19 protein-coding genes and 1 tRNA gene are annotated in these 22970 nt (G+C 67.7%); 17 read left to right on the top strand and 3 right to left on the bottom strand.

What is annotated here, in order from left to right; translation table 11 throughout:
• The first annotated feature begins 70 nt into the window (after positions 1-70).
• The 5 genes from ACFY5C_RS29080 (at position 71) to ACFY5C_RS29060 (ending at position 4669) form a co-directional block, all read left to right on the top strand.
• Positions 71-535 (top strand): MaoC family dehydratase N-terminal domain-containing protein, encoded by a 465-nt coding sequence (locus tag ACFY5C_RS29080; protein ID WP_389449301.1) that lies wholly within the window; start codon positions 71-73, stop codon positions 533-535.
• Positions 536-540: 5 nt separating this feature from the next.
• A complete protein-coding gene (locus ACFY5C_RS29075) occupies positions 541-969 on the top strand; it encodes a MaoC family dehydratase (RefSeq protein WP_383610003.1) in 429 nt (142 codons plus the stop codon).
• A 131-nt stretch (positions 970-1100) separates the two neighbouring features.
• Positions 1101-1667, top strand: coding sequence for a TetR/AcrR family transcriptional regulator (locus ACFY5C_RS29070; protein ID WP_389449298.1), 567 nt, complete (start codon positions 1101-1103; stop codon positions 1665-1667).
• Between the two features lie 110 nt (positions 1668-1777).
• Positions 1778-3232, top strand: coding sequence for an MFS transporter (locus ACFY5C_RS29065; protein ID WP_389449295.1), 1455 nt, complete (start codon positions 1778-1780; stop codon positions 3230-3232).
• Positions 3233-3613: 381 nt separating this feature from the next.
• Positions 3614-4669: a UDP-N-acetylmuramate dehydrogenase gene (locus ACFY5C_RS29060; protein WP_389449292.1), complete on the top strand. Its 1056-nt coding sequence runs from the start codon at positions 3614-3616 to the stop codon at positions 4667-4669.
• Positions 4670-4700: 31 nt separating this feature from the next.
• On the opposite strand, the gene ACFY5C_RS29055 is transcribed toward ACFY5C_RS29060, so the two are convergent.
• Positions 4701-5333, bottom strand: coding sequence for an NAD(P)-dependent oxidoreductase (locus tag ACFY5C_RS29055; RefSeq protein ID WP_389449289.1), 633 nt, complete (start codon positions 5331-5333; stop codon positions 4701-4703).
• Between the two features lie 142 nt (positions 5334-5475).
• Between ACFY5C_RS29055 and ACFY5C_RS29050 the strand changes: the two genes are divergently transcribed.
• The gene (locus ACFY5C_RS29050; RefSeq protein WP_389449286.1) at positions 5476-6072 is read left to right on the top strand and encodes a TetR/AcrR family transcriptional regulator; all 597 of its coding nucleotides are present in this window, start codon (positions 5476-5478) and stop codon (positions 6070-6072) included.
• Positions 6073-6094: 22 nt separating this feature from the next.
• On the opposite strand, the gene ACFY5C_RS29045 is transcribed toward ACFY5C_RS29050, so the two are convergent.
• Positions 6095-7123 (bottom strand): adenosine deaminase, encoded by a 1029-nt coding sequence (locus ACFY5C_RS29045; protein ID WP_389449283.1) that lies wholly within the window; start codon positions 7121-7123, stop codon positions 6095-6097.
• Positions 7124-7267: 144 nt separating this feature from the next.
• A complete protein-coding gene (locus ACFY5C_RS29040; RefSeq protein ID WP_389449280.1) occupies positions 7268-8494 on the bottom strand; it encodes a pyridoxal phosphate-dependent aminotransferase in 1227 nt (408 codons plus the stop codon).
• Positions 8495-8779: 285 nt separating this feature from the next.
• On the opposite strand from ACFY5C_RS29040, the gene ACFY5C_RS29035 reads away from it, so the two are divergent.
• The 11 genes from ACFY5C_RS29035 to ACFY5C_RS28985 all read left to right on the top strand — a co-directional run bounded on the left by ACFY5C_RS29035 (position 8780) and on the right by ACFY5C_RS28985 (position 22836).
• Positions 8780-8852, top strand: a tRNA-Trp gene (locus ACFY5C_RS29035).
• A gap of 108 nt (positions 8853-8960) precedes the next feature.
• Positions 8961-9245: a preprotein translocase subunit SecE gene (secE, locus tag ACFY5C_RS29030; RefSeq protein WP_234761724.1), complete on the top strand. Its 285-nt coding sequence runs from the start codon at positions 8961-8963 to the stop codon at positions 9243-9245.
• A gap of 80 nt (positions 9246-9325) precedes the next feature.
• Positions 9326-10135, top strand: a complete 810-nt coding sequence (gene nusG, locus ACFY5C_RS29025; protein ID WP_369272840.1) for a transcription termination/antitermination protein NusG — start codon at positions 9326-9328, stop codon at positions 10133-10135.
• A gap of 192 nt (positions 10136-10327) precedes the next feature.
• Complete coding sequence (gene rplK / locus ACFY5C_RS29020; protein WP_028805116.1) at positions 10328-10762, top strand: 50S ribosomal protein L11; 435 nt, start codon at positions 10328-10330, stop codon at positions 10760-10762.
• 78 nt (positions 10763-10840) lie between these two features.
• The gene (gene rplA / locus ACFY5C_RS29015; RefSeq protein ID WP_328879925.1) at positions 10841-11566 is read left to right on the top strand and encodes a 50S ribosomal protein L1; all 726 of its coding nucleotides are present in this window, start codon (positions 10841-10843) and stop codon (positions 11564-11566) included.
• A gap of 135 nt (positions 11567-11701) precedes the next feature.
• A complete protein-coding gene (locus ACFY5C_RS29010; protein ID WP_389449277.1) occupies positions 11702-12508 on the top strand; it encodes a hypothetical protein in 807 nt (268 codons plus the stop codon).
• A gap of 82 nt (positions 12509-12590) precedes the next feature.
• The gene (locus ACFY5C_RS29005; protein WP_389449274.1) at positions 12591-13439 is read left to right on the top strand and encodes a hypothetical protein; all 849 of its coding nucleotides are present in this window, start codon (positions 12591-12593) and stop codon (positions 13437-13439) included.
• Between the two features lie 289 nt (positions 13440-13728).
• Positions 13729-14259, top strand: coding sequence for a 50S ribosomal protein L10 (gene rplJ, locus ACFY5C_RS29000; RefSeq protein WP_031118800.1), 531 nt, complete (start codon positions 13729-13731; stop codon positions 14257-14259).
• Positions 14260-14373: 114 nt separating this feature from the next.
• Complete coding sequence (gene rplL / locus ACFY5C_RS28995) at positions 14374-14763, top strand: 50S ribosomal protein L7/L12 (protein ID WP_363118624.1); 390 nt, start codon at positions 14374-14376, stop codon at positions 14761-14763.
• 589 nt (positions 14764-15352) lie between these two features.
• Complete coding sequence (gene rpoB / locus ACFY5C_RS28990; RefSeq protein ID WP_389449271.1) at positions 15353-18838, top strand: DNA-directed RNA polymerase subunit beta; 3486 nt, start codon at positions 15353-15355, stop codon at positions 18836-18838.
• A gap of 98 nt (positions 18839-18936) precedes the next feature.
• The gene (locus ACFY5C_RS28985; RefSeq protein WP_389449268.1) at positions 18937-22836 is read left to right on the top strand and encodes a DNA-directed RNA polymerase subunit beta'; all 3900 of its coding nucleotides are present in this window, start codon (positions 18937-18939) and stop codon (positions 22834-22836) included.
• Positions 22837-22970 lie beyond the last annotated feature (134 nt).

The following is a 22970-nucleotide window of genomic DNA, read 5'->3' as shown; positions in this document are numbered from 1 at the left end:
TACCGGTCGGTTCGGCCGAACCCGGTGAACCAGCAGGTCAACGGCAGCAGACAGCAGGAGGTGCCGAGCCATGGCGCTCGACCAGTCCTTCGTGGGGCGGAGTTACCCGCCCACCGAGCCCTATGAGGTGGGCCGCGAGAAGATCCGTGAGTTCGCGGAGGCGGTGGGGGACGCCAATCCGGCGTACACGGACCCGGAGGCCGCCAAGGCGCTCGGCCACCCCGATGTGATCGCCCCGCCGACCTTCGTGTTCTCGATCACCTTCAAGGCCGCCGGACAGGTCCTCGAGGACCCGCAGCTGGGCCTGGACTACAGCCGTGTCGTGCACGGCGACCAGAAGTTCGCCTACACCCGCCCGGTGCGCGCCGGCGACCGGCTGGCCGTCACGTCGACCATCGAGGCCATCAAGTCCATGGCCGGCAACGAGATCCTGGACATCCGCGGCGAGGTCCACGACGAGGCCGGGGAGCACATCGTGACCGCCTGGACCAAGCTCGTGGCCCGTGGCGCGGACGCCGAAGAAGGGGAGGGCTGAGACCCATGACGGCGAAGATCGCGTACGGCGATGTCGAGGTCGGCACCGAACTGCCGCCCCAGAGCTTCCCCGTGACCCGCGCCACGCTCGTCCAGTACGCGGGCGCCTCGGGTGACTTCAACCCGATCCACTGGAACGAGAAGTTCGCCAAGGAGGTCGGGCTGCCGGACGTCATCGCGCACGGCATGTTCACCATGGCCGAGGCGATCCGTGTCGTGACCGACTGGACCGGCGACCCCGGCGCGGTCGTCGAGTACGGCGTCCGGTTCACCAAGCCCGTCGTCGTACCGAACGACGACCAGGGCGCCACGATCGAGGTCAGCGGCAAGGTCGCGGTCAAGCTCGACGACAACAAGGTCCGCGTGGACCTCACCGTGAAGAGCGCCGAGCAGAAGGTGCTCGGGATGTCCCGGGCCGTCGTACAGCTGGCGTGACGGCACGCGCGTGCCGTGAGGTAACACGCGAGAGCAGTGAAGTAAGGGGCGTCCTCCATTGCGGGGCGCCCCTTACACATTCTCGGGACGTCCCGCTTGCTCGGTTAGTGATTGAGTACTAACTTGGGTCCATGGCCAGGATGAGCGCAGAAGAGAGGCGTGAGAGCGTCATCCGCGCGGCGATGAACGAGTTCGCCCGCGGTGGCTACCACGGCACGTCGACCGAGGCGATCGCCAAGCGGGTCGGCGTCTCGCAGCCGTATCTCTTCCGGCTCTTCCCGGGCAAGAAGGCGATCTTCCTCGCCGCGGCCGAACGCTGCGTGGAGGACACCATCCGGATGTTCGCGGAGGCTTCCGACGGGCTGGAGGGTGAAGAGGCTCACCGCGCCATGGGGGCCGCGTACCGCAAGGTCGTCTCCGACCAGCCGGAACGGCTGATGATGCAGATGCAGATGTACCTCGCCGTCGCCGCCGCCGAGCAGGAGGGCGACCGTGAGTTCGGCGAGGCCGTGCGCGCCGGCTGGATGCGGCTGTGGGACACCGTCCATCTGCCGCTGGGGGCGGACGTCCACGAGACGACGACCTTCATGGCGTACGGGATGCTCATCAACTGCCTCGTCACCATGGGCTTCCCTGCCGACCACCGAGTCTGGGCGGGGATGGAACTGCCGAAGCGGGCTGGGGAGCAGCACTCGTAGAAGAAGGGTGAGGTGACTCACCTCAACTCTTCATGATCCCTGAAGTTAGTGACCAATAACTATCTGAGCGACCTTCCGTAGTAACCGAACGCATCACCGTTGGGGGAGCGATGTCACACCAGACCGAGCAGAGCGCGCGGACCGCGCACGGTGGCGGGGCCGCCTGGGCCCTCGTCATCACCAGCGTCGCCGGGTTCATGGCGGCGCTCGACAACCTCGTCGTCACCACCGCACTGCCCTCCATCCGCAAGGACCTGGGTGGAGCGCCGGGCGACCTGGAGTGGACGGTGAGCGCCTACACGTTCACGTTTGCCGTCCTGCTGATGTTCGGCGCGGCGCTGGGCGACCGCTTCGGCCGTCGCCGGCTCTTCCTCGTCGGCATCTCGATCTTCACCGGCGCGTCCGCCGCCGCTGCCCTCGCGCCCGGCATCGACTCCCTGATCGCCGCCCGCGCGGTGCAGGGCGCCGGTGCGGCGATCATGATGCCGCTGACGCTGACCCTGCTGACGGCGGCCGTGCCCGCGGCCAAGCGTGGGATGGCGTACGGCATATGGGGCGCCGTCAACGGGCTCGCGATCGCGTCCGGGCCTCTCATCGGCGGCAGCCTCACCGAGCACATCTCCTGGCAGTGGATCTTCTGGCTGAACGTTCCGCTGGGCCTCGCTCTGCTGCCGCTCGCCCGCCTGCGCCTCTCCGAGTCGTACGGCACCGGAGCCCCGCTCGACATCCCCGGCACGCTGCTCGCCAGCGGCGGCCTGTTCGGGATCGTGTACGGCCTGGTGCGGGGGCCGGTCGACGGCTGGACCGCGCCCTTGGTCCTGACCGGCCTGTTCGCCGGAGGCGCGCTGCTGGCCGGATTCATCCTCTACAGCACCCGCTCCAAGAACCCGATGCTGCCGATGCGGCTGTTCCGCTCCCGGGCGTTCTCCGGGATCAACGCCGCGAGCATGCTGATGTTCCTCGGTATGTTCGGGTCGATCTTCCTGCTCAGTCAGTACATGCAGATCGTGCTCGGCTACTCGCCGACCGAGGCAGGGCTGCGGATGCTGCCGTGGACCGGCATGCCGATGCTCGTCGCGCCGATCGCCGGCATCCTCTCCGACCGCATCGGTGGGCGCCCCGTCGTTGCTACCGGCTTGTTCCTCCAGGCCGCCGGGCTCGCCTACCTGGCCCCCGTGACCACCGTCGACGCGTCGTACGCCGCCCAGTTGCCCGGCCTGATCATCAGCGGCATCGGCATGGCCCTGTACTTCGCCCCCGCTTCCAACCTGGTCATGTCCAGTGTCCGTGCCTCACAGCAGGGTGTCGCTTCCGGAGCCAACAACGCGCTGCGGGAGGTCGGCGGGGCGCTCGGCATCGCCGTCATGGCGTCGATCTTCTCCGCGCAGGGTGGGTACGAGACCGGCCAGACCTTCGTGGACGGGCTGCGGCCCGCGTTGGTCACCGGTGCGGGGGTGGTGGCTCTCGCGGGGGTGGCTGCGCTGCTGATCCCGGGGCGGCGGCGGGCCGACGGGGGCGTGCGGCCGGCCGAGTCGGCGCCGGCGCTGGAAACGGTCGCCGGCTGACAGTGCCTGGGGGTGCCGCCCGCACCATCGGGTTCCTCGCCCCCGCCGCCCCTACCCGTCCCGTCCCCAGGGGCTCCGCCCCTTCGACCCCGCCAGGGGGCTGCGCCCCCTGGACCCCCCATCGGCCTGAACGACCTCGTCCTCAAACGCCGGACGGGCTGAAATGCCGGGACCGGCGCCGAGAAGCACCGTCTGAGTGCCGTCGGATTGCCGGGACCGGCGTCGCACAGCGGCCGAAGCGGCGGCGCGCCCCCCCCGGGCCGCACCCCCCGGCACGGCCCCGACCCACCCACCGCACCGCAGGCGCCACGCGCACCCCCACCCAACCCCCACAGGCCGCCGCAGGCATCCCACCCCCCACCGTCTCGTACTCTTGAGCCCGTGCAGGAACTCCACGACGCCCCCCTCGCCCCCCTCACCACCTTCCGGCTGGGCGGCCCCGCCACCCGGCTGGTCACCGCCACCACCGACGCCGAGGTGATCGACGTCGTGCGTGAGGCCGACGCTGACGGCACCCCGTTGTTGATCATCGGCGGCGGATCGAACCTGGTCATCGGGGACAAGGGCTTTGACGGCACCGCGCTCGTCATCGCCACGAAGGGCTTCGAGCTGGACGGCACCACGCTCGAGCTGGCCGCCGGCGAGGTGTGGACCGACGCCGTCGCCCGCACGGTGGAGGCCGGTCTCGCCGGCATCGAGTGCCTCGCCGGAATCCCCGGCTCCGCAGGCGCCACGCCGATCCAGAACGTCGGTGCGTACGGCCAGGAGGTCTCCGCGACGATCACCGAGGTGATCGCGTACGACCGACAGGCAGGCGAGACCGTCGTCATCCCGAACGCCGACTGCGCCTTCTCCTACCGCCACAGCCGCTTCAAGGCCGACCCCGACCGCTACGTCGTCCTGCGCGTCCGCTTCCAGCTGGAGAACGCCGAAGGCCTCTCCGCCCCCATCAAGTACGCCGAGACCGCCCGCGCCCTCGGCGTCGAACCAGGCGACCGCGTACCCCTCGCCGCCGCCCGCGAGACCGTGCTGAAGCTGCGTTCCGGGAAGGGCATGGTCCTGGACCCGGAGGACCACGACACCTGGTCGGCCGGCTCCTTCTTCACCAACCCGATCCTCACGGACGAGCAGTTCACGGCGTTCCACGCGCGCGTGCGCGAGCACCTCGGCGCCGACGTGGAGCCGCCCGCGTACCCGGCGGGGGAGGGGCGCACCAAGACCTCCGCGGCCTGGCTCATCGACAAGGCCGGCTTCACCAAGGGCTACGGCACAGGCCCGGCGCGTATCTCCACCAAGCACACCCTCGCCCTCACCAACCGTGGCGAAGCGACGACCGAGGACCTCCTCGCGCTCGCCCGCGAGGTCGTAGCCGGAGTGCGCGAGACCTTCGGCATCACGCTGGTGAACGAGCCGGTGACGGTCGGCGTGAGCCTCTAGCCCGCCTCGGAGGCTCCCGTAGCCGCGGCCGTCAGTAGGCCACTCCCACCCCCTGCTTCACCGTCGCCGAGTCCTCCGCCATCTTCAGCATCGCGTGCGCCACATCCGCCCGCCCGATGAAGCGCCCCTTGCGCGGAAACCCGCCGATCACGGTCCGGTACCTGCCGGTGAGCGGCTTGTCCTGCAGCCGCGGCGGCCGTACGACCGTCCAGTCCGTGCCGCTGCCGGCCACCTCGGTCTCCATCTCCCGCAGGTCGGTGTAGATGTCCTTGAGGACCGCCGACACGACGCCGAGCACGGCACGGTCCAGCAACCCGTCCCCCTCCGGCGTGGGCCCGACCGGCGCGGCGCTGACCACGAGCAGCCGCCGCACCTCCGCGGCCTCCAGGGCCGCCAGCACCGTCCGGGTCAACCGTGCCGCTACGCCCGCATCCTTGCGCCCGCGGGCACCGAGGCCGGACAGCACGGCGTCCCGTCCGGTGACGGCGGGTCGAAGGGCATCGGGGTCGGTCAGATCTGCTCGGAACACCTCCAGACGGTCACCGGTGAGGGGGAGACGCGCGGGGTCCCGTACGACGGCCGTGACGTCGTGACCGGCGTCCAGGGCCTGGCGGACGATCTCCTTGCCGATACCGCCGGTGGCACCGAAAACGGTGAGTTTCATGAGAGCTCCCGTACGCATGAGACAGGTCCTTGGATTGCAGAGCAGGTCGGAGGACCGACCGGTGGGTGAGTATTCACTCACCCACGCTCACCTCTAGAGTGAGTAAGTACTCACCCACCCGTCAAGGGCGATTGGACAAGCCATGGAGAACAAGCCGACCCGGGTCCGGCTCCTCGACGCCGCTCACGAGCTGATGCTCACGGTCGGGCTGGCCCGGGCGACGACGAAGGAGATCGCGCGGGCGGCCGGATGCTCCGAGGCCGCGCTCTACAAGCACTTCGACAGCAAGGAAGAGCTGTTCATCCGGGTGCTCACCGAGCGCCTGCCCCCGCTGCGCCCCCTGCTCAGCAGCCTCGCCGCCGAGCCGGGACGGCGTTCCGTCCAGGAGAACCTCACCGAGATCGCCCGGCAGGCGGCGCTGTTCTACGAACAGAGCTTCCCGATCGCCGCGTCGCTGTACGCGCAGACCGAGCTGAAGCGACGGCACGACGACGCCGTACGGCAGATGGGGGCGGGCCCGCACGTGCCGATCCAGGAACTCGACACCTACCTGCGGGCCGAACAGGAGCTGGGCCGGGTCAGCACGGACACGGACACGTTCGCGGCGGCGTCACTGCTGATGGGGGCTTGCGCGCAGCGGGCGTTCGCCTACGACGCGACGAAGGAGGCCGTACGGCCGCCGGTTGACGAGTTCGCCACCCGGCTGGCCCGCACGCTGCTGGCCGGTATCGCCGACTGACGCCGGCCATGGGACGAGCGGCCTAGGCGAGCCAGTCGTCCACCCCGGCCAACAGCTTCGCCTTCACTTCCTCCGGCGCCGCCGACCCCCGCACCGACTGCCGCGCCAGTTCCGCCAGTTCCTCGTCCGTGAAGGCGTGGTGGTGGCGGGCGATGTCGTACTGGGCGGCCAGACGCGAGCCGAAGAGAAGGGGGTCGTCGGCGCCCAGGGCCATCGGGACGCCGGCCTCGTACAGCGTCCGAAGGGGGACGTCCTCCGGCTTCTCGTAGACGCCGAGGGCGACGTTCGACGCGGGGCAGACCTCGCACGTCACGCCCCTGTCGGCGAGGCGCTTCAGCAGCCGCGGGTCCTCGGCGGCCCGCACACCGTGGCCGATCCGGTTCGCGTCCAGGTCGTCCAGGCAGTCACGGACCGAGGACGGGCCGGTCAGCTCGCCGCCGTGCGGGGCCGACAGCAGGCCGCCCTCACGGGCGATGTGGAAGGCACGGTCGAAGTCGCGCGCCATGCCCCGGCGCTCGTCGTTCGACAGCCCGAAGCCGACCACGCCCCGGTCGGCGTACCGCACCGCGAGCCGCGCCAGTGTGCGGGCGTCCAGGGGGTGCTTCATCCGGTTCGCGGCGACCAGGACGCGCATCCCGATCCCCGTGTCCCGCGTCGCAGCGTCCACCGCGTCCAGGATGATCTCCAGCGTCGGGATCAGACCGCCCAGCCGGGGCGCGTAAGACGTCGGGTCGACCTGGATCTCCAGCCAGCCGGAACCATCCCTGACGTCCTCCTCCGCGGCCTCTCTGACCAGCCGCTGGATGTCCTCCGGCTGCCGTAGGCACGAGCGCGCGGCGTCGTACAGGCGCTGGAAGCGGAACCAGCCCCGCTCGTCCGTCGCCCGCAGTTTCGGCGACTCCCCACGGGTCAGCGCGTCGGTCAGCGCCTCGGGCAGGCGCACGCCGTACTTGTCGGCCAGTTCCAGCAGGGTCGCCGGTCGCATCGAGCCGGTGAAGTGCAGGTGCAGATGGGCTTTCGGCAGTTCAGAGACATCACGTACACGCTCCATTCCAGGATCCTGCCGTACGTGTGCGCCGTCCCGGTAGCGGTTTCCCCGTTCGTGGTCTTGCTCGCACAAACAAATGGGTCACCCACGAAAAAAGGGTCACCTCCGGAAAACCGGAGGTGACCCTTGGGAAACGGAAGGCGGACGTCAGTCCCTGGCCTCCGCCAGCAGCTTCTGGATGCGGCTCACGCCCTCGACGAGGTCCTCGTCCCCGAGCGCGTACGACAGCCGCAGATAGCCCGGCGTGCCGAAGGCCTCGCCCGGCACCACCGCGACCTCGGCCTCCTCCAGGATCAGCGCGGCCAGCTCGACCGTGTCCTGCGGGCGCTTGCCGCGGATCTCCTTGCCGAGCAGGGCCTTGACCGACGGGTACGCGTAGAAGGCGCCCTCGGGCTCCGGGCAGAGCACGCCGTCGATCTCGTTGAGCATCCGCACGATCGTCTTGCGGCGGCGGTCGAAGGCCTCACGCATCTTCGCGACCGCGTCCAGGTCACCGGACACCGCGGCCAGCGCCGCGACCTGGGCGACGTTCGAGACGTTCGAGGTGGCGTGCGACTGGAGGTTGGTCGCGGCCTTCACCACGTCCTTCGGGCCGATGATCCAGCCCACCCGCCAGCCCGTCATGGCGTAGGTCTTGGCGACACCGTTGACCACGATGCACTTGTCGCGCAGCTCCGGCAGGACCGCGGGCAGCGACACGGACACCGCGTCGCCGTAGACCAGGTGCTCGTAGATCTCGTCCGTCAGCACCCACAGGCCGTGCTCGACGGCCCAGCTGCCGATGGCCTCGGTCTCGGCCTCGCTGTAGACCGCGCCCGTCGGGTTGGACGGGGACACGAAGAGGACGACCTTCGTCTTCTCCGTACGGGCCGCCTCCAGCTGCTCCACGGAGACGCGGTAGCCGGTCGTCTCGTCGGCGACGACCTCGACCGGGACGCCGCCCGCGAGACGGATCGACTCCGGGTACGTCGTCCAGTACGGGGCCGGGACGATGACCTCGTCGCCCGGGTCGAGGATCGCGGCGAAGGCCTCGTAGATGGCCTGCTTGCCGCCGTTGGTGATCAGGATCTGCGACACGTCGGGCTCGTAGCCGGAGTCGCGCAGCGTCTTCGCGGCGATCGCGGCCTTCAGCTCGGGCAGACCGCCGGCGGGGGTGTAGCGGTGGTACTTCGGGTTCTTGCAGGCCTCGATTGCGGCCTCGACGATGTAGTCCGGGGTCGGGAAGTCGGGCTCGCCGGCGCCGAAGCCGATCACCGGACGCCCGGCGGCCTTGAGGGCCTTGGCCTTGGCGTCCACGGCGAGGGTGGCGGACTCGGAGATCGCGCCGACTCGGGCGGAGACCCGGCGCTCGGTGGGAGGGGTTGCAGCGCTCATGGGGCCCATCGTTTCAGACAGGAAACGCGCCCGGCACGGGGGTTTCACGGACTGAACATCAGTTGAACAACCGTGCGGATCGCGGCCGCGGCCAGCGGATCTTGTGTTCCGCGACCGGTGATCTTCGGCCGATCTTTCGCGGACCAAGCCCCCCACGGGCGCTTTCTGTTCGACGGCGCGCCCAGGACCACGTACACTCTCACCTCGTTGGCCTTCAGCGGTCCGCAGTCGCAGGGTGTACACCGAGCACCCGTCCGGATGCGGTACGTTGGTGGACAGACACAAAGGGTCGTAGCTCAATTGGTAGAGCACTGGTCTCCAAAACCAGCGGTTGGGGGTTCAAGTCCCTCCGGCCCTGCTACACACTCCTTCGCCAGGATGTGTGCGCATGTACGTACAGCAATGCAACGCCGTGCGGCTCAGACCGGGCGCGGCACGGCCACGACCCGGAATCAGGTGAGGACGAGTGACGGACGCCGTGGGCTCCATCGACATGCCTGATGCCCAGGACGAGGCGCCGGAGTCCAAGAAGACCCGTAAGGGTGGCAAGCGCGCCAAGAAGGGCCCGCTGAAGCGACTCGCGCTCTTCTACCGCCAGATTGTCGCGGAACTCCGCAAGGTTGTCTGGCCGACGCGTAACCAGCTGACGACGTACACCACTGTGGTGATTATCTTCGTCGTCATCATGATCGGTCTGGTGACCGTGATTGACTATGGGCTCGACAACGCCGCCAAGTACGTCTTCGGCTGAGCCAAGAGCGAAGGGCGCCGTGGTTACCGGCGCCCCTTTCGCATGTTCCACCCCTATGTATCCAGGAAGAAGCAGCCACCGTGTCTGACCAGAACCTGAACGACGCCGTCGAGCCGGACGAGTCCGTGGAAGACGAGCTCGACATCGTCGAGGGCGCGGACGAGGACCTGGACGAGGTCGAGGCTGCCGATGCCGAGGCGGGCGAGCCCGCCGAGGAAGCCGCGCTGCACGTCGAGGACGAGGAAGAGGCCCCCGAGGAGGAGGCCGAGCCCGTCGACCCCGTCGCCGCCCTGCGCGAGGAGCTCCGCACGCTGCCCGGCGAGTGGTACGTGATCCACACCTACGCCGGCTACGAGAACCGCGTGAAGACCAACCTGGAGCAGCGCGCCGTCTCGCTGAACGTCGAGGACTACATCTTCCAGGCCGAGGTGCCGCAGGAAGAGGTCGTCCAGATCAAGAACGGCGACCGCAAGACGATCAAGCAGAACAAGCTGCCGGGTTACGTCCTGGTCCGCATGGACCTGACCAACGAGTCCTGGGGTGTCGTCCGCAACACCCCCGGCGTCACCGGTTTCGTGGGCAACGCCTACGACCCGTACCCGCTGACCCTGGACGAGATCGTCAAGATGCTCGCCCCGGAGGCCGAGGAGAAGGCCGCCCGCGAGGCCGCAGAGGCCGAGGGCAAGCCCGCTCCGCAGCGCAAGGTCGAGGTCCAGGTGCTGGACTTCGAGGTCGGCGACTCGGTCACCGTCACCGACGGCCCGTTCGCGACGCTGCAGGCCACGATCAACGAGATCAACGCCGACTCGAAGAAGGTCAAGGGCCTCGTCGAGATCTTCGGCCGCGAGACCCCGGTCGAGCTCAGCTTCGACCAGATCCAGAAGAACTAGCCCTTTCCGGGCTGCTTCGGTTCCTTCTGGACACACCGCTTCCGAGCAGGTCAGATCGGCTCTCATAGCCGCTCTGACCTGCTCGGTTTTTGGCCGCGCATAGATACCCGTTATCGTTGTGCGGTATGCCTCCATCCGGATGATCCGGACTGGATGGCTGAACACTCTCACTAAGACCCGGAGAGAGAGCACATGCCTCCCAAGAAGAAGAAGGTCACGGGGCTCATCAAGCTCCAGATCCAGGCCGGTGCCGCCAACCCGGCCCCGCCGGTCGGCCCCGCGCTGGGCCAGCACGGCGTCAACATCATGGAGTTCTGCAAGGCCTACAACGCCGCGACCGAGTCGCAGCGCGGTTGGGTCATCCCGGTGGAGATCACGGTCTACGAGGACCGCTCCTTCACCTTCATCACCAAGACTCCGCCGGCCGCCAAGATGATCCTCAAGGCTGCGGGTGTTGAGAAGGGCTCCGGCGAGCCGCACAAGACCAAGGTCGCCAAGATCACCGAGGCGCAGGTCCGCGAGATCGCCACCACCAAGATGCCCGACCTCAACGCCAACGACCTGGACGCCGCCGCGAAGATCATCGCCGGCACCGCCCGTTCCATGGGCATCACGGTCGAGGGCTGAGCCCAACCTTCCCAGCAGAAGTGAGTGGCAGGGCCTGCTCGGCCCGGACCACAACTCCTAAGAAACCCAGGAGCAGTAGTGAGCAAGCGCAGCAAGACTCTCCGCGCTGCGGACGCCAAGATCGACCGGGACAAGCTCTACGCCCCGCTCGAGGCCGTCCGTCTCGCCAAGGAGACGTCCGCGACCAAGTTCGACGGCACCGTCGAGGTCGCCTTCCGTCTGGGTGTAGACCCGCGCAAGGCCGACCAGATGGTCCGTGGCACCGTGAACCTTCCGCACGGCACCGGTAAGACCGCCCGGGTCCTGGTCTTCGCGACCGGTGACCGTGCCGAGGCCGCGCGTGCCGCGGGCGCCGACATCGTCGGCTCCGACGAGCTGATCGACGAGGTCTCGAAGGGCCGCCTGGACTTCGACGCCGTCGTCGCCACCCCGGACCTCATGGGCAAGGTCGGCCGCCTCGGCCGTGTCCTCGGCCCGCGTGGTCTGATGCCGAACCCGAAGACCGGCACCGTGACCCCGGACGTGGCCAAGGCCGTGACCGAGATCAAGGGCGGCAAGATCGAGTTCCGCGTCGACAAGCACTCGAACCTGCACTTCATCATCGGCAAGGCGTCCTTCGACGACACCAAGCTGGTGGAGAACTACGGCGCCGCGCTGGACGAGATCCTTCGTCTGAAGCCGTCCGCCGCCAAGGGTCGCTACATCAAGAAGGCCGCCATCACCACCACGATGGGCCCCGGCGTTCCGGTCGACCCGAACCGCACCCGCAACCTCCTCGTCGAGGAGGACCCGGCCGCGGTCTGAGCCATCGGCTCACCAGGCTCGAAACGGGCCCCGCACCTTCAGGGTGCGGGGCCCGTCCCTGTCTTCCCCTTGTCTCCCCTGTTTGTCAGTGCCCTGGGTTAACGTGCATTCACGGGATTCGCACAGGGGGGACGAATGACGAGCACGAGGGCGCGCCGGTCGGTGCTGTGGGTCGCGCTGCTGACGGCGCTGACAGCCCTGGCCGCCTGTACGTCCTCCGACGACCCCGGCCAAGCCGATCGCACTGGGCCCGCCCGCGCCGTGACCGCAGCCCTGCGCACCGTCGAGCGGTCCACCGGCCAGGCCGAGTCCGCCCGCGTCAGGTCGACGACGACCATGGGCTCGACGCTGTCGATGAGGGCCACCGGCACTCTCGCCTGGAGCGACGGCCTCACCGGCAGCCTGACGATCACCTACACCGGCGGCACGACGGCCGAGACGATGCGCCGCCTCGGCACCACGTCGATGGAGGCCCGCTACCTCCCCGACGCCTACTACGCGCGCATGGGCGACACATTCGCCGAGAAGACCGACGGCAAGCACTGGATCAAGTACGCCTACGACGATCTGGACGACCTCGCCGGCAGCTCCGGAGCCGCTCTCGCGGACCAGATGCGTGGGACCGCGCCGCATACGTCGGTGAAGCTGCTGCTCTCTTCCGCCGACGCGCGCAAGGTCGGCGAGGAGACGGTGAGCGGCGAGCACACCAGGCACTACTCCGGCACGGTGCAGGGGGAAGGCGCCACCGAGCAGACCGTCGACATATGGGTCGACGACCGGGACCTGCTGGTCAAGAAGGTCGAGAAGGGCCGTACGGCCACGGGGGCGCTGACCCAGACCGCGTACTACAGCGACTACGGCGTGAAGACCGAGGTCGAGAGACCTGCGGCGGGGGACACCGCGGACCTCAAGGAGCTGCTGAAGAGCTCCGAGCGCCACTGACTCCTGACTCCTAAGTCGTGAGTCGTGAATTCGAAGACCGTTTCCTTGGGGGGAACCAGTGCGGGAATCAATGCGGCTTGGCGTGCGCGCCTTCGTGCCGCGTCGGGCGGCGGGTGCAGGCCTTGCCGCGCTGCTGCTCGCCGGCTGTGAGGCAGGCGCCGGCGCGGAGCCGGCCGCGGGCTCATCGGCCGCCGAAGCCGTCACGCGGGCCGTGGAGAAGACCGAGGGCGTCGTCTCTCTCAGCTACCGGGTCACCGGCCAGTTTCCCGAGCGCGGACGCATAGCGGACGAGGCGACCGTCCGCACGACGCAGCCGGTGGCGGCGCGCCTCAGGACGGCCAACCTGAGCGGCGATCAGCAGGGCGAGTCCGAGCTGCGGTTGGTCGACGGGGTGCTGTACGGCAGCGCGACCGGCGACATGGTCGAGGAGATGGGCGGCCGGCACTGGATCAGCTACGGCCCGAACGCCGAGTTCACCACGCACGGTGGCCTGCGCATGGACGTCGGCGGCCTGCGCGACCAGGTCAGCCGCAACCCGGCCCGGGAAGCCGCCTTCCTGGCCGCCGCCGAGGACGTGAAGCGGATGGGCTCCGAGCAGGTCGGCGGTGCCGCCACCACGCACTACACGGGTACGGCCTCCGTCGACGGACTCCGCGCCTCCCTGGACGAGGTGAAGGACAAGGCCACCCGGACGGGGCGTGGGAACAGCCTCGACCAGTACGAGAAGCTCGGAGTGGACGAGCTCACCCTGGATGTGTGGGTCGACGGCGACGAGCACATCAAGCGGCTCCGCACCCAGGGCTTCGGACGCCACGGCACGCTCGACCTCACCTTCACCTTCCTCGACCACGGCAAGACGGTGACGGTCCGGGCACCACGCCCCGACGACACCGCGGACCTGCGCAAGCCCCTGAAGAAGAACGGCAGCTGAGCACCGTACGGGCCGATTTGCCTGACGGCGATTCCGTCCCGTATTCTCCTACAGAAGCCAAAGACCGCTGGTCGTTGCCGTGCGCTCGCAAGAGGGTGTGGTGGCCGAAGGATCCGCTGAAATGCGGACGACCCGCGCAGGTGTCAGTGGAAGAACTCCCGTAGTGCGTATGTCTTTCGTATGTGCAGTCGGTCGAGTCCGCCCCGTGCGCCTGCGCCGGGGCGTTTCGTTTCCACAGTCCTCCTTCGGGTCCGCGCGGTCCGAATCACCCGGAAGGAGGCCGAGGCTCATGGCGAGGCCAGACAAGGTCGATGCCGTCGAGGAGATGCGGGACAAGTTCCGCAATTCCAACGGCGCTGTCGTTACCGCGTACACCGGTCTCACCGTGGCGCAGCTCCAGCAGCTGCGTCGTTCACTCGGTGAGAACGCTCAGTACCGTGTGGCGAAGAACACGCTGACCAAGATTGCGGCCAACGAGGCCGGGATCACCACGATCGACGACCTCTTCACGGGTTCGTCGGCCGTCGCCTTCGTGACCGGTGACCCGGTCGAGGCGGCGAAGGGTCTCCGTGACTTCGCCAAGGACAACCCCAACCTCGTCATCAAGGGCGGCGTCCTTGACGGCAAGGCGTTGTCCGCCGATGAGATCAAGAAGCTTGCGGACCTCGAGTCCCGCGAGGTTCTGCTCTCCAAGCTGGCCGGTGCCTTCAAGGCGAAGCAGTCCCAGGCTGCCTCCGTCTTCCAGGCGCTGCCGTCGAAGCTCGTCCGCACCGTGGACGCGCTCCGTGCCAAGCAGGACGAGCAGGGCGGTGCCGAGTAACTCGGCTCGCACACTGGCCCCCGCTGCCTGAACGCGGAGGCCACAGCGGGCCGACGTACGCCCGCCACACCCAGTACATCCGGCACCTGCCGATTTAGTGGAAGGACCGCCATCATGGCGAAGCTCAGCCAGGAAGACCTGCTCGCGCAGTTCGAGGAGATGACCCTCATCGAGCTCTCCGAGTTCGTGAAGGCGTTCGAGGAGAAGTTCGACGTCACCGCCGCCGCTGCCGCGCCGGTCGTCGTCGCCGGTGGTGCCGCTGGTGGCGCCGCCGCCGAGGCCGCTGAGGAGCAGGACGAGTTCGACGTCATCCTCACCGGTGCCGGCGACAAGAAGATCCAGGTCATCAAGGTCGTGCGTGAGCTGACCTCCCTGGGTCTGAAGGAGGCCAAGGACCTCGTGGACGGCGCCCCGAAGCCCGTTCTCGAGAAGGTCGCCAAGGAGGCCGCCGAGAAGGCCGCCGAGTCCCTCAAGGGCGCCGGCGCCTCCGTCGAGGTCAAGTAAGACCTTCCCGGTCCTACTGGTCGACCACGACCTCCGCGCTTGCTGAAAGACAGTCCTCCGGGGCTGTAACGCAGTCGCACCGAAGAGCGATCATCCATTCGGGTGGTCGCTCTTCGGCGTTCCTGGGGGCGCGGCCACGGTTGCCTTGCGCCCGCTATGGCGAGGGGTATGGTGATCTTCGTCGTGTCCCTGGGCGCCTCCGCGTGGGGCATGGGGGCCTTGACGAACCGCACGCAGCGCGCAATTCTCAGGACGCGTCGTCACAAGGATCCGAATCCGAGGCATGGATCGGCGGCGAAGAGGGCAGTATCAACGTGCATTGAGGGCGAGCATGCCGAGGGCGTTGAGAACAACGAGGGTCGCGAAAAACCCGCACTGGACATCAGTGTGCCAACTGGCTACACTGACCCTTTGCGCTGCCTGTTAGCTGTCCCCTGCCCGTCACCAGGGGCATGCCCTCGCTTGAGCACCGATGACCGGACCTCCCTGACCTGGCCTTCTTTGGTCGGACAAGGAAACGCCTGTCTCTGTGTCCCTGTGAGGGGCCGGTACGCGCGTAGTGAGTCCGAGCCCTCGGAAGGACCCCCTCTTGGCCGCCTCGCGCACTGCCTCGACCGCGAATACGAATAACGCCGCCAGCACCGCCCCGCTGCGCATCTCCTTTGCAAAGATCAAGGAGCCCCTCGAGGTTCCCAACCTGCTCGCGCTGCAGACCGAGAGCTTCGACTGGCTGCTCGGCAACACCGCCTGGCAGAGTCGGGTCGAGGCGGCTCTGGAGTCCGGTCAGGACGTCCCCACCAAGTCCGGTCTGGAGGAGATCTTCGAGGAGATCTCTCCGATCGAGGACTTCTCCGGGTCGATGTCGCTGACGTTCCGCGACCACCGTTTCGAGCCGCCGAAGAACAGCATCGACGAGTGCAAGGAGCGCGACTTCACGTACGCCGCTCCGCTCTTCGTGACGGCTGAGTTCACCAACAACGAGACCGGCGAGATCAAGTCCCAGACGGTCTTCATGGGCGACTTCCCGCTCATGACGCACAAGGGCACCTTCGTCATCAACGGCACCGAGCGTGTCGTGGTGTCCCAGCTGGTCCGCTCGCCCGGTGTCTACTTCGACTCCTCCATCGACAAGACGTCCGACAAGGACATCTTCTCCGCCAAGATCATCCCGTCCCGGGGTGCCTGGCTGGAGATGGAGATCGACAAGCGCGACATGGTCGGTGTCCGCATCGACCGCAAGCGCAAGCAGTCCGTGACCGTTCTGCTCAAGGCTCTCGGTTGGACGACCGAGCAGATCCTCGAGGAGTTCGGCGAGTACGAGTCCATGCGCGCCACCCTGGAGAAGGACCACACTCAGGGCCAGGACGACGCGCTGCTCGACATCTACCGCAAGCTGCGTCCGGGCGAGCCCCCCACGCGTGAGGCCGCGCAGACGCTTCTGGAGAACCTGTACTTCAACCCGAAGCGCTACGACCTCGCCAAGGTCGGCCGCTACAAGGTCAACAAGAAGCTGGGCGCGGAGGCCCCGCTCGACGCGGGCATCCTGACCGTCGAGGACATCATCTCGACGATCAAGTACCTGGTGAAGCTGCACGCCGGCGAGACCGAGACCACCGGGGACAGCGGCAGCACGATCGTCGTCGAGACCGACGACATCGACCACTTCGGCAACCGTCGTCTGCGCAGCGTCGGCGAGCTCATCCAGAACCAGGTCCGTACGGGTCTGGCGCGTATGGAGCGAGTCGTCCGTGAGCGCATGACGACCCAGGACGTCGAGGCGATCACGCCGCAGACCCTGATCAACATCCGGCCGGTCGTCGCCTCCATCAAGGAGTTCTTCGGCACCAGCCAGCTGTCGCAGTTCATGGACCAGAACAACCCGCTGTCGGGTCTCACCCACAAGCGCCGTCTGTCGGCTCTTGGCCCGGGTGGTCTCTCCCGTGAGCGGGCCGGCTTCGAGGTCCGTGACGTGCACCCGTCTCACTACGGCCGTATGTGCCCGATCGAGACTCCCGAAGGCCCGAACATCGGTCTGATCGGTTCGCTGGCCTCCTACGGCCGCGTCAACGCGTTCGGCTTCGTCGAGACGCCGTACCGCCGGGTCACCGACGGTGTCGTCACCGACGAGGTCGACTACCTGACGGCCGACGAAGAGGACCGCTTCGTCATCGCGCAGGCCAACGCCACGCTCTCGGACGACATGCGGTTCGCCGAGAACCGCGTCCTCGTCCGCCGCCGTGGCGGTGAGGTCGACTATGTCGCCGGTGACGACGTGGACTACATGGACGTCTCGCCGCGCCAGATGGTGTCGGTCGCGACCGCCATGATCCCGTTCCTCGAGCACGACGACGCCAACCGTGCCCTCATGGGCGCGAACATGATGCGTCAGGCCGTGCCGCTGATCAAGTCCGAGTCCCCGCTCGTCGGCACCGGCATGGAGTACCGCTCCGCCGTCGACGCCGGCGACGTGGTCAAGGCCGAGAAGGACGGTGTGGTCCAGGAGGTCTCCGCGGACTACATCACCACCGCCAACGACGACGGCACGTACATCACGTACCGCCTGGCCAAGTTCTCCCGGTCCAACCAGGGCACCTCGGTCAACCAGAAGGTCATCGTCAACGAGGGCGACCGGATCATCACGGGCCAGGTGCTCGCCGACGGTCCCGCCACCCAGAACGGCGAGATGGCGCTGGGCAAGAACCTGCTCGTGGCGTTCATGCCGTGGGAGGGTCACAACTACGAGGACGCGATCATCCTGTCGCAGCGCCTCGTGCAGGACGACGTCCTCTCCTCGATCCACATCGAGGAGCACGAGGTCGACGCCCGTGACACCAAGCTCGGCCCCGAGGAGATCACCCGGGACATCCCGAACGTCTCCGAGGAGGTCCTCGCCGACCTCGACGAGCGCGGCATCATCCGTATCGGTGCCGAGGTCGTCGCCGGCGACATCCTCGTCGGCAAGGTCACGCCCAAGGGTGAGACCGAGCTGACGCCGGAGGAGCGCCTGCTTCGTGCGATCTTCGGTGAGAAGGCCCGTGAGGTCCGTGACACCTCGCTGAAGGTCCCGCACGGCGAGATCGGCAAGGTCATCGGCGTCCGCGTCTTCGACCGCGAGGAGGGCGACGAGCTTCCCCCCGGTGTGAACCAGCTGGTGCGCGTGTACGTGGCGCAGAAGCGCAAGATCACCGACGGTGACAAGCTCGCCGGCCGCCACGGCAACAAGGGCGTCATCTCCAAGATCCTGCCCATCGAGGACATGCCGTTCCTCGAGGACGGGACCCCGGTCGACATCATCCTCAACCCGCTGGGTGTGCCGTCCCGAATGAACCCGGGACAGGTCCTGGAGATCCACCTCGGCTGGCTCGCCAGCCGCGGCTGGGACGTCTCCGGCCTCGCGGACGAGTGGGCGCAGCGCCTCCAGGCGATCGGCGCCGACGCGGTCGAGCCGGGCACGAACGTCGCGACCCCCGTCTTCGACGGTGCGCGCGAGGACGAGCTCGCCGGTCTGCTGGAGCACACGATTCCGAACCGCGACGGCGAGCGCATGGTGCTCCCGACCGGTAAGGCGCCGCTGTTCGACGGCCGTTCGGGTGAGCCCTTCCCGGAGCCGATCTCGGTCGGCTACATGTACATCCTGAAGCTGCACCACCTGGTCGACGACAAGCTGCACGCCCGTTCGACCGGCCCGTACAGCATGATCACCCAGCAGCCGCTGGGTGGTAAGGCCCAGTTCGGTGGCCAGCGCTTCGGTGAGATGGAGGTGTGGGCGCTGGAGGCATACGGCGCCGCGTACGCCCTCCAGGAGCTGCTGACCATCAAGTCCGACGACGTCACCGGCCGCGTGAAGGTCTACGAGGCCATCGTCAAGGGCGAGAACATCCCCGAGCCCGGCATCCCCGAGTCCTTCAAGGTGCTCATCAAGGAGATGCAGTCGCTCTGCCTGAACGTGGAGGTGCTGTCCAGCGACGGTATGTCCATCGAGATGCGTGACACCGACGAGGACGTCTTCCGCGCTGCGGAGGAGCTCGGCATCGACCTGTCCCGGCGCGAGCCGAGCAGCGTCGAAGAGGTCTGACGGGAGTCCGGCGGGGCCCTTACCCACAGGGCCCCGCCGACCCCCAGGCCCCCGTTTCAGACCCCAAGACTTACAACCCTGAGAGGGATTGACGCATAGTGCTCGACGTCAACTTCTTCGATGAGCTCCGGATCGGTCTGGCCACCGCTGACGACATCCGTCAGTGGAGCCACGGCGAGGTCAAGAAGCCCGAGACCATCAACTACCGCACCCTCAAGCCCGAAAAGGACGGACTCTTCTGCGAGAAGATCTTCGGTCCGACCCGGGACTGGGAGTGCTACTGCGGCAAGTACAAGCGTGTCCGCTTCAAGGGCATCATCTGTGAGCGCTGCGGCGTCGAGGTGACTCGCGCCAAGGTGCGTCGTGAGCGGATGGGCCACATCGAGCTGGCCGCTCCTGTTACGCACATCTGGTACTTCAAGGGTGTCCCGAGCCGGCTGGGCTACCTGCTCGACCTGGCTCCCAAGGACCTCGAGAAGGTCATCTACTTCGCGGCGTACATGATCACGTACGTCGACGAGGAGCGCCGTACGCGTGACCTGCCCTCCCTGGAGGCGCACGTATCCGTCGAGCGGCAGCAGGTCGAGAACCGCCGGGACGCCGACCTGGAGGCCCGCGCCAAGAAGCTCGAGACCGACCTGGCCGAGCTCGAGGCCGAGGGCGCCAAGGCCGACGTGCGCCGCAAGGTGCGCGAGGGTGCCGAGCGCGAGATGAAGCAGCTGCGTGACCGTGCGCAGCGCGAGATCGACCGTCTCGACGAGGTGTGGACCCGGTTCAAGAACCTCAAGGTCCAGGACCTCGAGGGCGACGAGCTCCTCTACCGCGAGCTGCGTGACCGCTTCGGCACGTACTTCGACGGCTCGATGGGTGCCGCGGCGCTGCAGAAGCGCCTGGAGTCCTTCGACCTCGACGAGGAAGCCGAGAAGCTCCGCGAGATCATCCGTACCGGCAAGGGCCAGAAGAAGACCCGTGCGCTCAAGCGCCTGAAGGTCGTCTCCGCGTTCCTGCAGACCAGCAACAGCCCCAAGGGCATGGTGCTCGACTGCGTGCCGGTCATCCCGCCGGACCTTCGCCCGATGGTGCAGCTGGACGGTGGCCGCTTCGCGACCTCCGACCTGAACGACCTGTACCGCCGTGTGATCAACCGGAACAACCGACTGAAGCGCCTTCTCGACCTCGGTGCGCCCGAGATCATCGTGAACAACGAGAAGCGCATGCTCCAGGAGGCCGTCGACGCGCTGTTCGACAACGGTCGTCGTGGTCGCCCGGTCACCGGTCCCGGTAACCGTCCGCTGAAGTCCCTCAGCGACATGCTGAAGGGTAAGCAGGGTCGATTCCGTCAGAACCTGCTCGGTAAGCGTGTGGACTACTCCGCGCGTTCCGTGATCGTCGTCGGTCCGCAGCTGAAGCTGCACCAGTGCGGTCTGCCCAAGGCGATGGCGCTGGAGCTCTTCAAGCCGTTCGTGATGAAGCGCCTGGTCGACCTGAACCACGCGCAGAACATCAAGAGCGCCAAGCGCATGGTGGAGCGCGGCCGCACGGTCGTGTACGACGTCCTCGAAGAGGTCATCGCCGAGCACCCGGTTCTGCTGAACCGTGCTCCCACCCTGCACCGCCTCGGTATCCAGGCCTTCGAGCCGCAGCTGGTCGAGGGCAAGGCCATCCAGATCCACCCGCTCGTCTGCACCGCGTTCAACGCGGACTTCGACGGTGACCAGATGGCCGTGCACCTGCCGCTGTCCGCGGAGGCGCAGGCCGAGGCCCGCATCCTGATGCTGTCCTCGAACAACATCCTCAAGCCCGCCGACGGCCGTCCGGTGACGATGCCGACCCAGGACATGGTCCTCGGTCTGTTCTTCCTCACCACCGACAGCGAGATGCGGAACGTGAAGGGCGCGGACCGCGGCTTCTCGTCCGTGGCCGAGGCGATCATGGCCTTCGACGCCGGCGAGCTCTCGCTCCAGTCGAAGATCGACATCCGCTTCCCGGTGGGCACCATCCCGCCGCGTGGCTGGATGCCGCCCGCCCAGGAAGAGGGCGAGCCGGAGTGGCAGCAGGGTGACAGCTTCCGTCTGAAGACCACGCTCGGCCGTGCGCTCTTCAACGAACTGTTGCCCGAGGACTACCCGTTCGTCGACTACGAGGTCGGCAAGAAGCAGCTCTCCGAGATCGTCAACGACCTCGCCGAGCGCTACCCGAAGGTCATCGTGGCGGCGACGCTCGACAACCTGAAGGCGTCCGGCTTCTACTGGGCCACCCGTTCCGGCGTCACCGTCGCCATCTCCGACGTCGTCGTTCCCGAGGCGAAGAAGGAGATCGTCAAGGGCTACGAGGCGCAGGACGAGAAGGTCCAGAAGCAGTACGAGCGCGGTCTGATCACCAAGGACGAGCGCACGCAGGAGCTCATCGCGATCTGGACCAAGGCGACCAACGAGGTTGCCGAGGCGATGAACGACAACTTCCCGAAGACCAACCCGATCTTCATGATGGTGAACTCGGGTGCACGAGGCAACATGATGCAGATGCGTCAGATTGCCGGTATGCGTGGTCTGGTGTCGAACGCGAAGAACGAGACCATCCCGCGTCCGATCAAGGCCTCGTTCCGTGAGGGCCTGTCCGTGCTGGAGTACTTCATCTCCACGCACGGTGCCCGTAAGGGTCTGGCGGACACCGCCCTTCGTACCGCCGACTCCGGTTACCTCACCCGTCGTCTGGTCGACGTCTCCCAGGACGTCATCATTCGCGAGGAGGACTGCGGCACGGAGCGTGGCCTCAAGCTGGCCATCGCCGAGCGCGGCGCGGACGGTGTGCTGCGCAAGGCGGACAACGCCGAGACCAGCGTGTACGCGCGCTGCCTCGCCGAGGACATCGTCGTCGACGGCAAGGTGCTCGCCCCGGCGGGCGTCGACCTCGGTGACGTCCTCATCGACCAGCTGGTCAAGGCCGGCATCGAGGAGGTCAAGACCCGCTCGGTCCTGACCTGCGAGTCCGCCGTCGGCACCTGCGCCATGTGCTACGGCCGCTCGCTGGCCACCGGCAAGCTGGTCGACATCGGTGAGGCGGTCGGCATCATCGCCGCCCAGTCCATCGGTGAGCCCGGTACCCAGCTGACGATGCGTACCTTCCACACCGGTGGTGTGGCCGGTGACGACATCACCCAGGGTCTGCCGCGTGTCGTCGAGCTCTTCGAGGCCCGTACCCCGAAGGGTGTCGCCCCGATCTCCGAGGCCACCGGCCGCGTCCGGATCGAGGAGACCGAGAAGACCAAGAAGCTGGTCGTCACCCCGGACGACGGCAGCGACGAGACGGCGTACCCGATCTCGAAGCGTGCCCGGCTCCTGGTCAGCGAGGGCGAGCACGTCGAGGTGGGCCAGAAGCTCACCGTGGGTGCCACCAACCCGCACGACGTGCTGCGCATCCTGGGCCAGCGTGCCGTCCAGGTCCACCTGGTCGGCGAGGTCCAGAAGGTCTACAACTCGCAGGGTGTGTCGATCCACGACAAGCACATCGAGATCATCATCCGGCAGATGCTGCGCCGCGTGACGATCATCGAGTCCGGCGACGCCGAGCTGCTGCCCGGCGAGCTGGTCGAGCGCTCGAAGTTCGAGACCGAGAACCGTCGTGTGGTCCAGGAGGGTGGTCACCCGGCCTCCGGTCGTCCGCAGCTGATGGGTATCACCAAGGCCTCGCTGGCGACGGAATCCTGGCTGTCGGCCGCCTCCTTCCAGGAGACGACCCGAGTCCTGACGGACGCGGCGATCAACGCCAAGTCCGACAGCCTCATCGGCCTCAAGGAGAACGTCATCATCGGTAAGCTCATCCCGGCCGGTACGGGTCTGTCCCGCTACCGCAACATCCGGGTCGAGCCGACCGAGGAGGCCAAGGCCGCGATGTACTCGGCCGTCGGCTACGACGACATCGACTACTCGCCGTTCGGCACCGGCTCCGGCCAGGCCGTTCCGCTGGAGGACTACGACTACGGTCCGTACAACCAGTAAGCGAGCAGCCTGAGTCAGGCACAGTCGAGGGCGGTCACCTTTCGGGGTGGCCGCCCTTCGGCGTGCCTGGCTTGATTCGGGCCGTAGCGGGCGTCTCCGGGTTTTCTCCGGGCAGACCCCGATGCCCTCGATGC

The organism is Streptomyces sp. NPDC012935 (assembly GCF_042900345.1).
In the GTDB taxonomy this organism is placed as follows: domain Bacteria; phylum Actinomycetota; class Actinomycetes; order Streptomycetales; family Streptomycetaceae; genus Streptomyces.
The sequence above is the reverse complement of the archived record's forward strand: the minus strand, read 5'-3'. Positions and strand labels throughout refer to the sequence as shown.

Coding starts and splice junctions, on each gene's coding strand:
- ACFY5C_RS29080 (WP_389449301.1), top strand. CDS start 71: ATGGCGCTCGACCAGTCCTTCGTGGGGCGGAGTTACCCGCCCACCGAG.
- ACFY5C_RS29075 (WP_383610003.1), top strand. CDS start 541: ATGACGGCGAAGATCGCGTACGGCGATGTCGAGGTCGGCACCGAACTG.
- ACFY5C_RS29070 (WP_389449298.1), top strand. CDS start 1,101: ATGGCCAGGATGAGCGCAGAAGAGAGGCGTGAGAGCGTCATCCGCGCG.
- ACFY5C_RS29065 (WP_389449295.1), top strand. CDS start 1,778: ATGTCACACCAGACCGAGCAGAGCGCGCGGACCGCGCACGGTGGCGGG.
- ACFY5C_RS29055 (WP_389449289.1), bottom strand. CDS start 5,333: ATGAAACTCACCGTTTTCGGTGCCACCGGCGGTATCGGCAAGGAGATC.
- ACFY5C_RS29050 (WP_389449286.1), top strand. CDS start 5,476: ATGGAGAACAAGCCGACCCGGGTCCGGCTCCTCGACGCCGCTCACGAG.
- ACFY5C_RS29045 (WP_389449283.1), bottom strand. CDS start 7,123: ATGGAGCGTGTACGTGATGTCTCTGAACTGCCGAAAGCCCATCTGCAC.
- ACFY5C_RS29040 (WP_389449280.1), bottom strand. CDS start 8,494: ATGAGCGCTGCAACCCCTCCCACCGAGCGCCGGGTCTCCGCCCGAGTC.
- rplK (WP_028805116.1), top strand. CDS start 10,328: ATGCCTCCCAAGAAGAAGAAGGTCACGGGGCTCATCAAGCTCCAGATC.
- ACFY5C_RS29010 (WP_389449277.1), top strand. CDS start 11,702: ATGACGAGCACGAGGGCGCGCCGGTCGGTGCTGTGGGTCGCGCTGCTG.
- rplJ (WP_031118800.1), top strand. CDS start 13,729: ATGGCGAGGCCAGACAAGGTCGATGCCGTCGAGGAGATGCGGGACAAG.
- rplL (WP_363118624.1), top strand. CDS start 14,374: ATGGCGAAGCTCAGCCAGGAAGACCTGCTCGCGCAGTTCGAGGAGATG.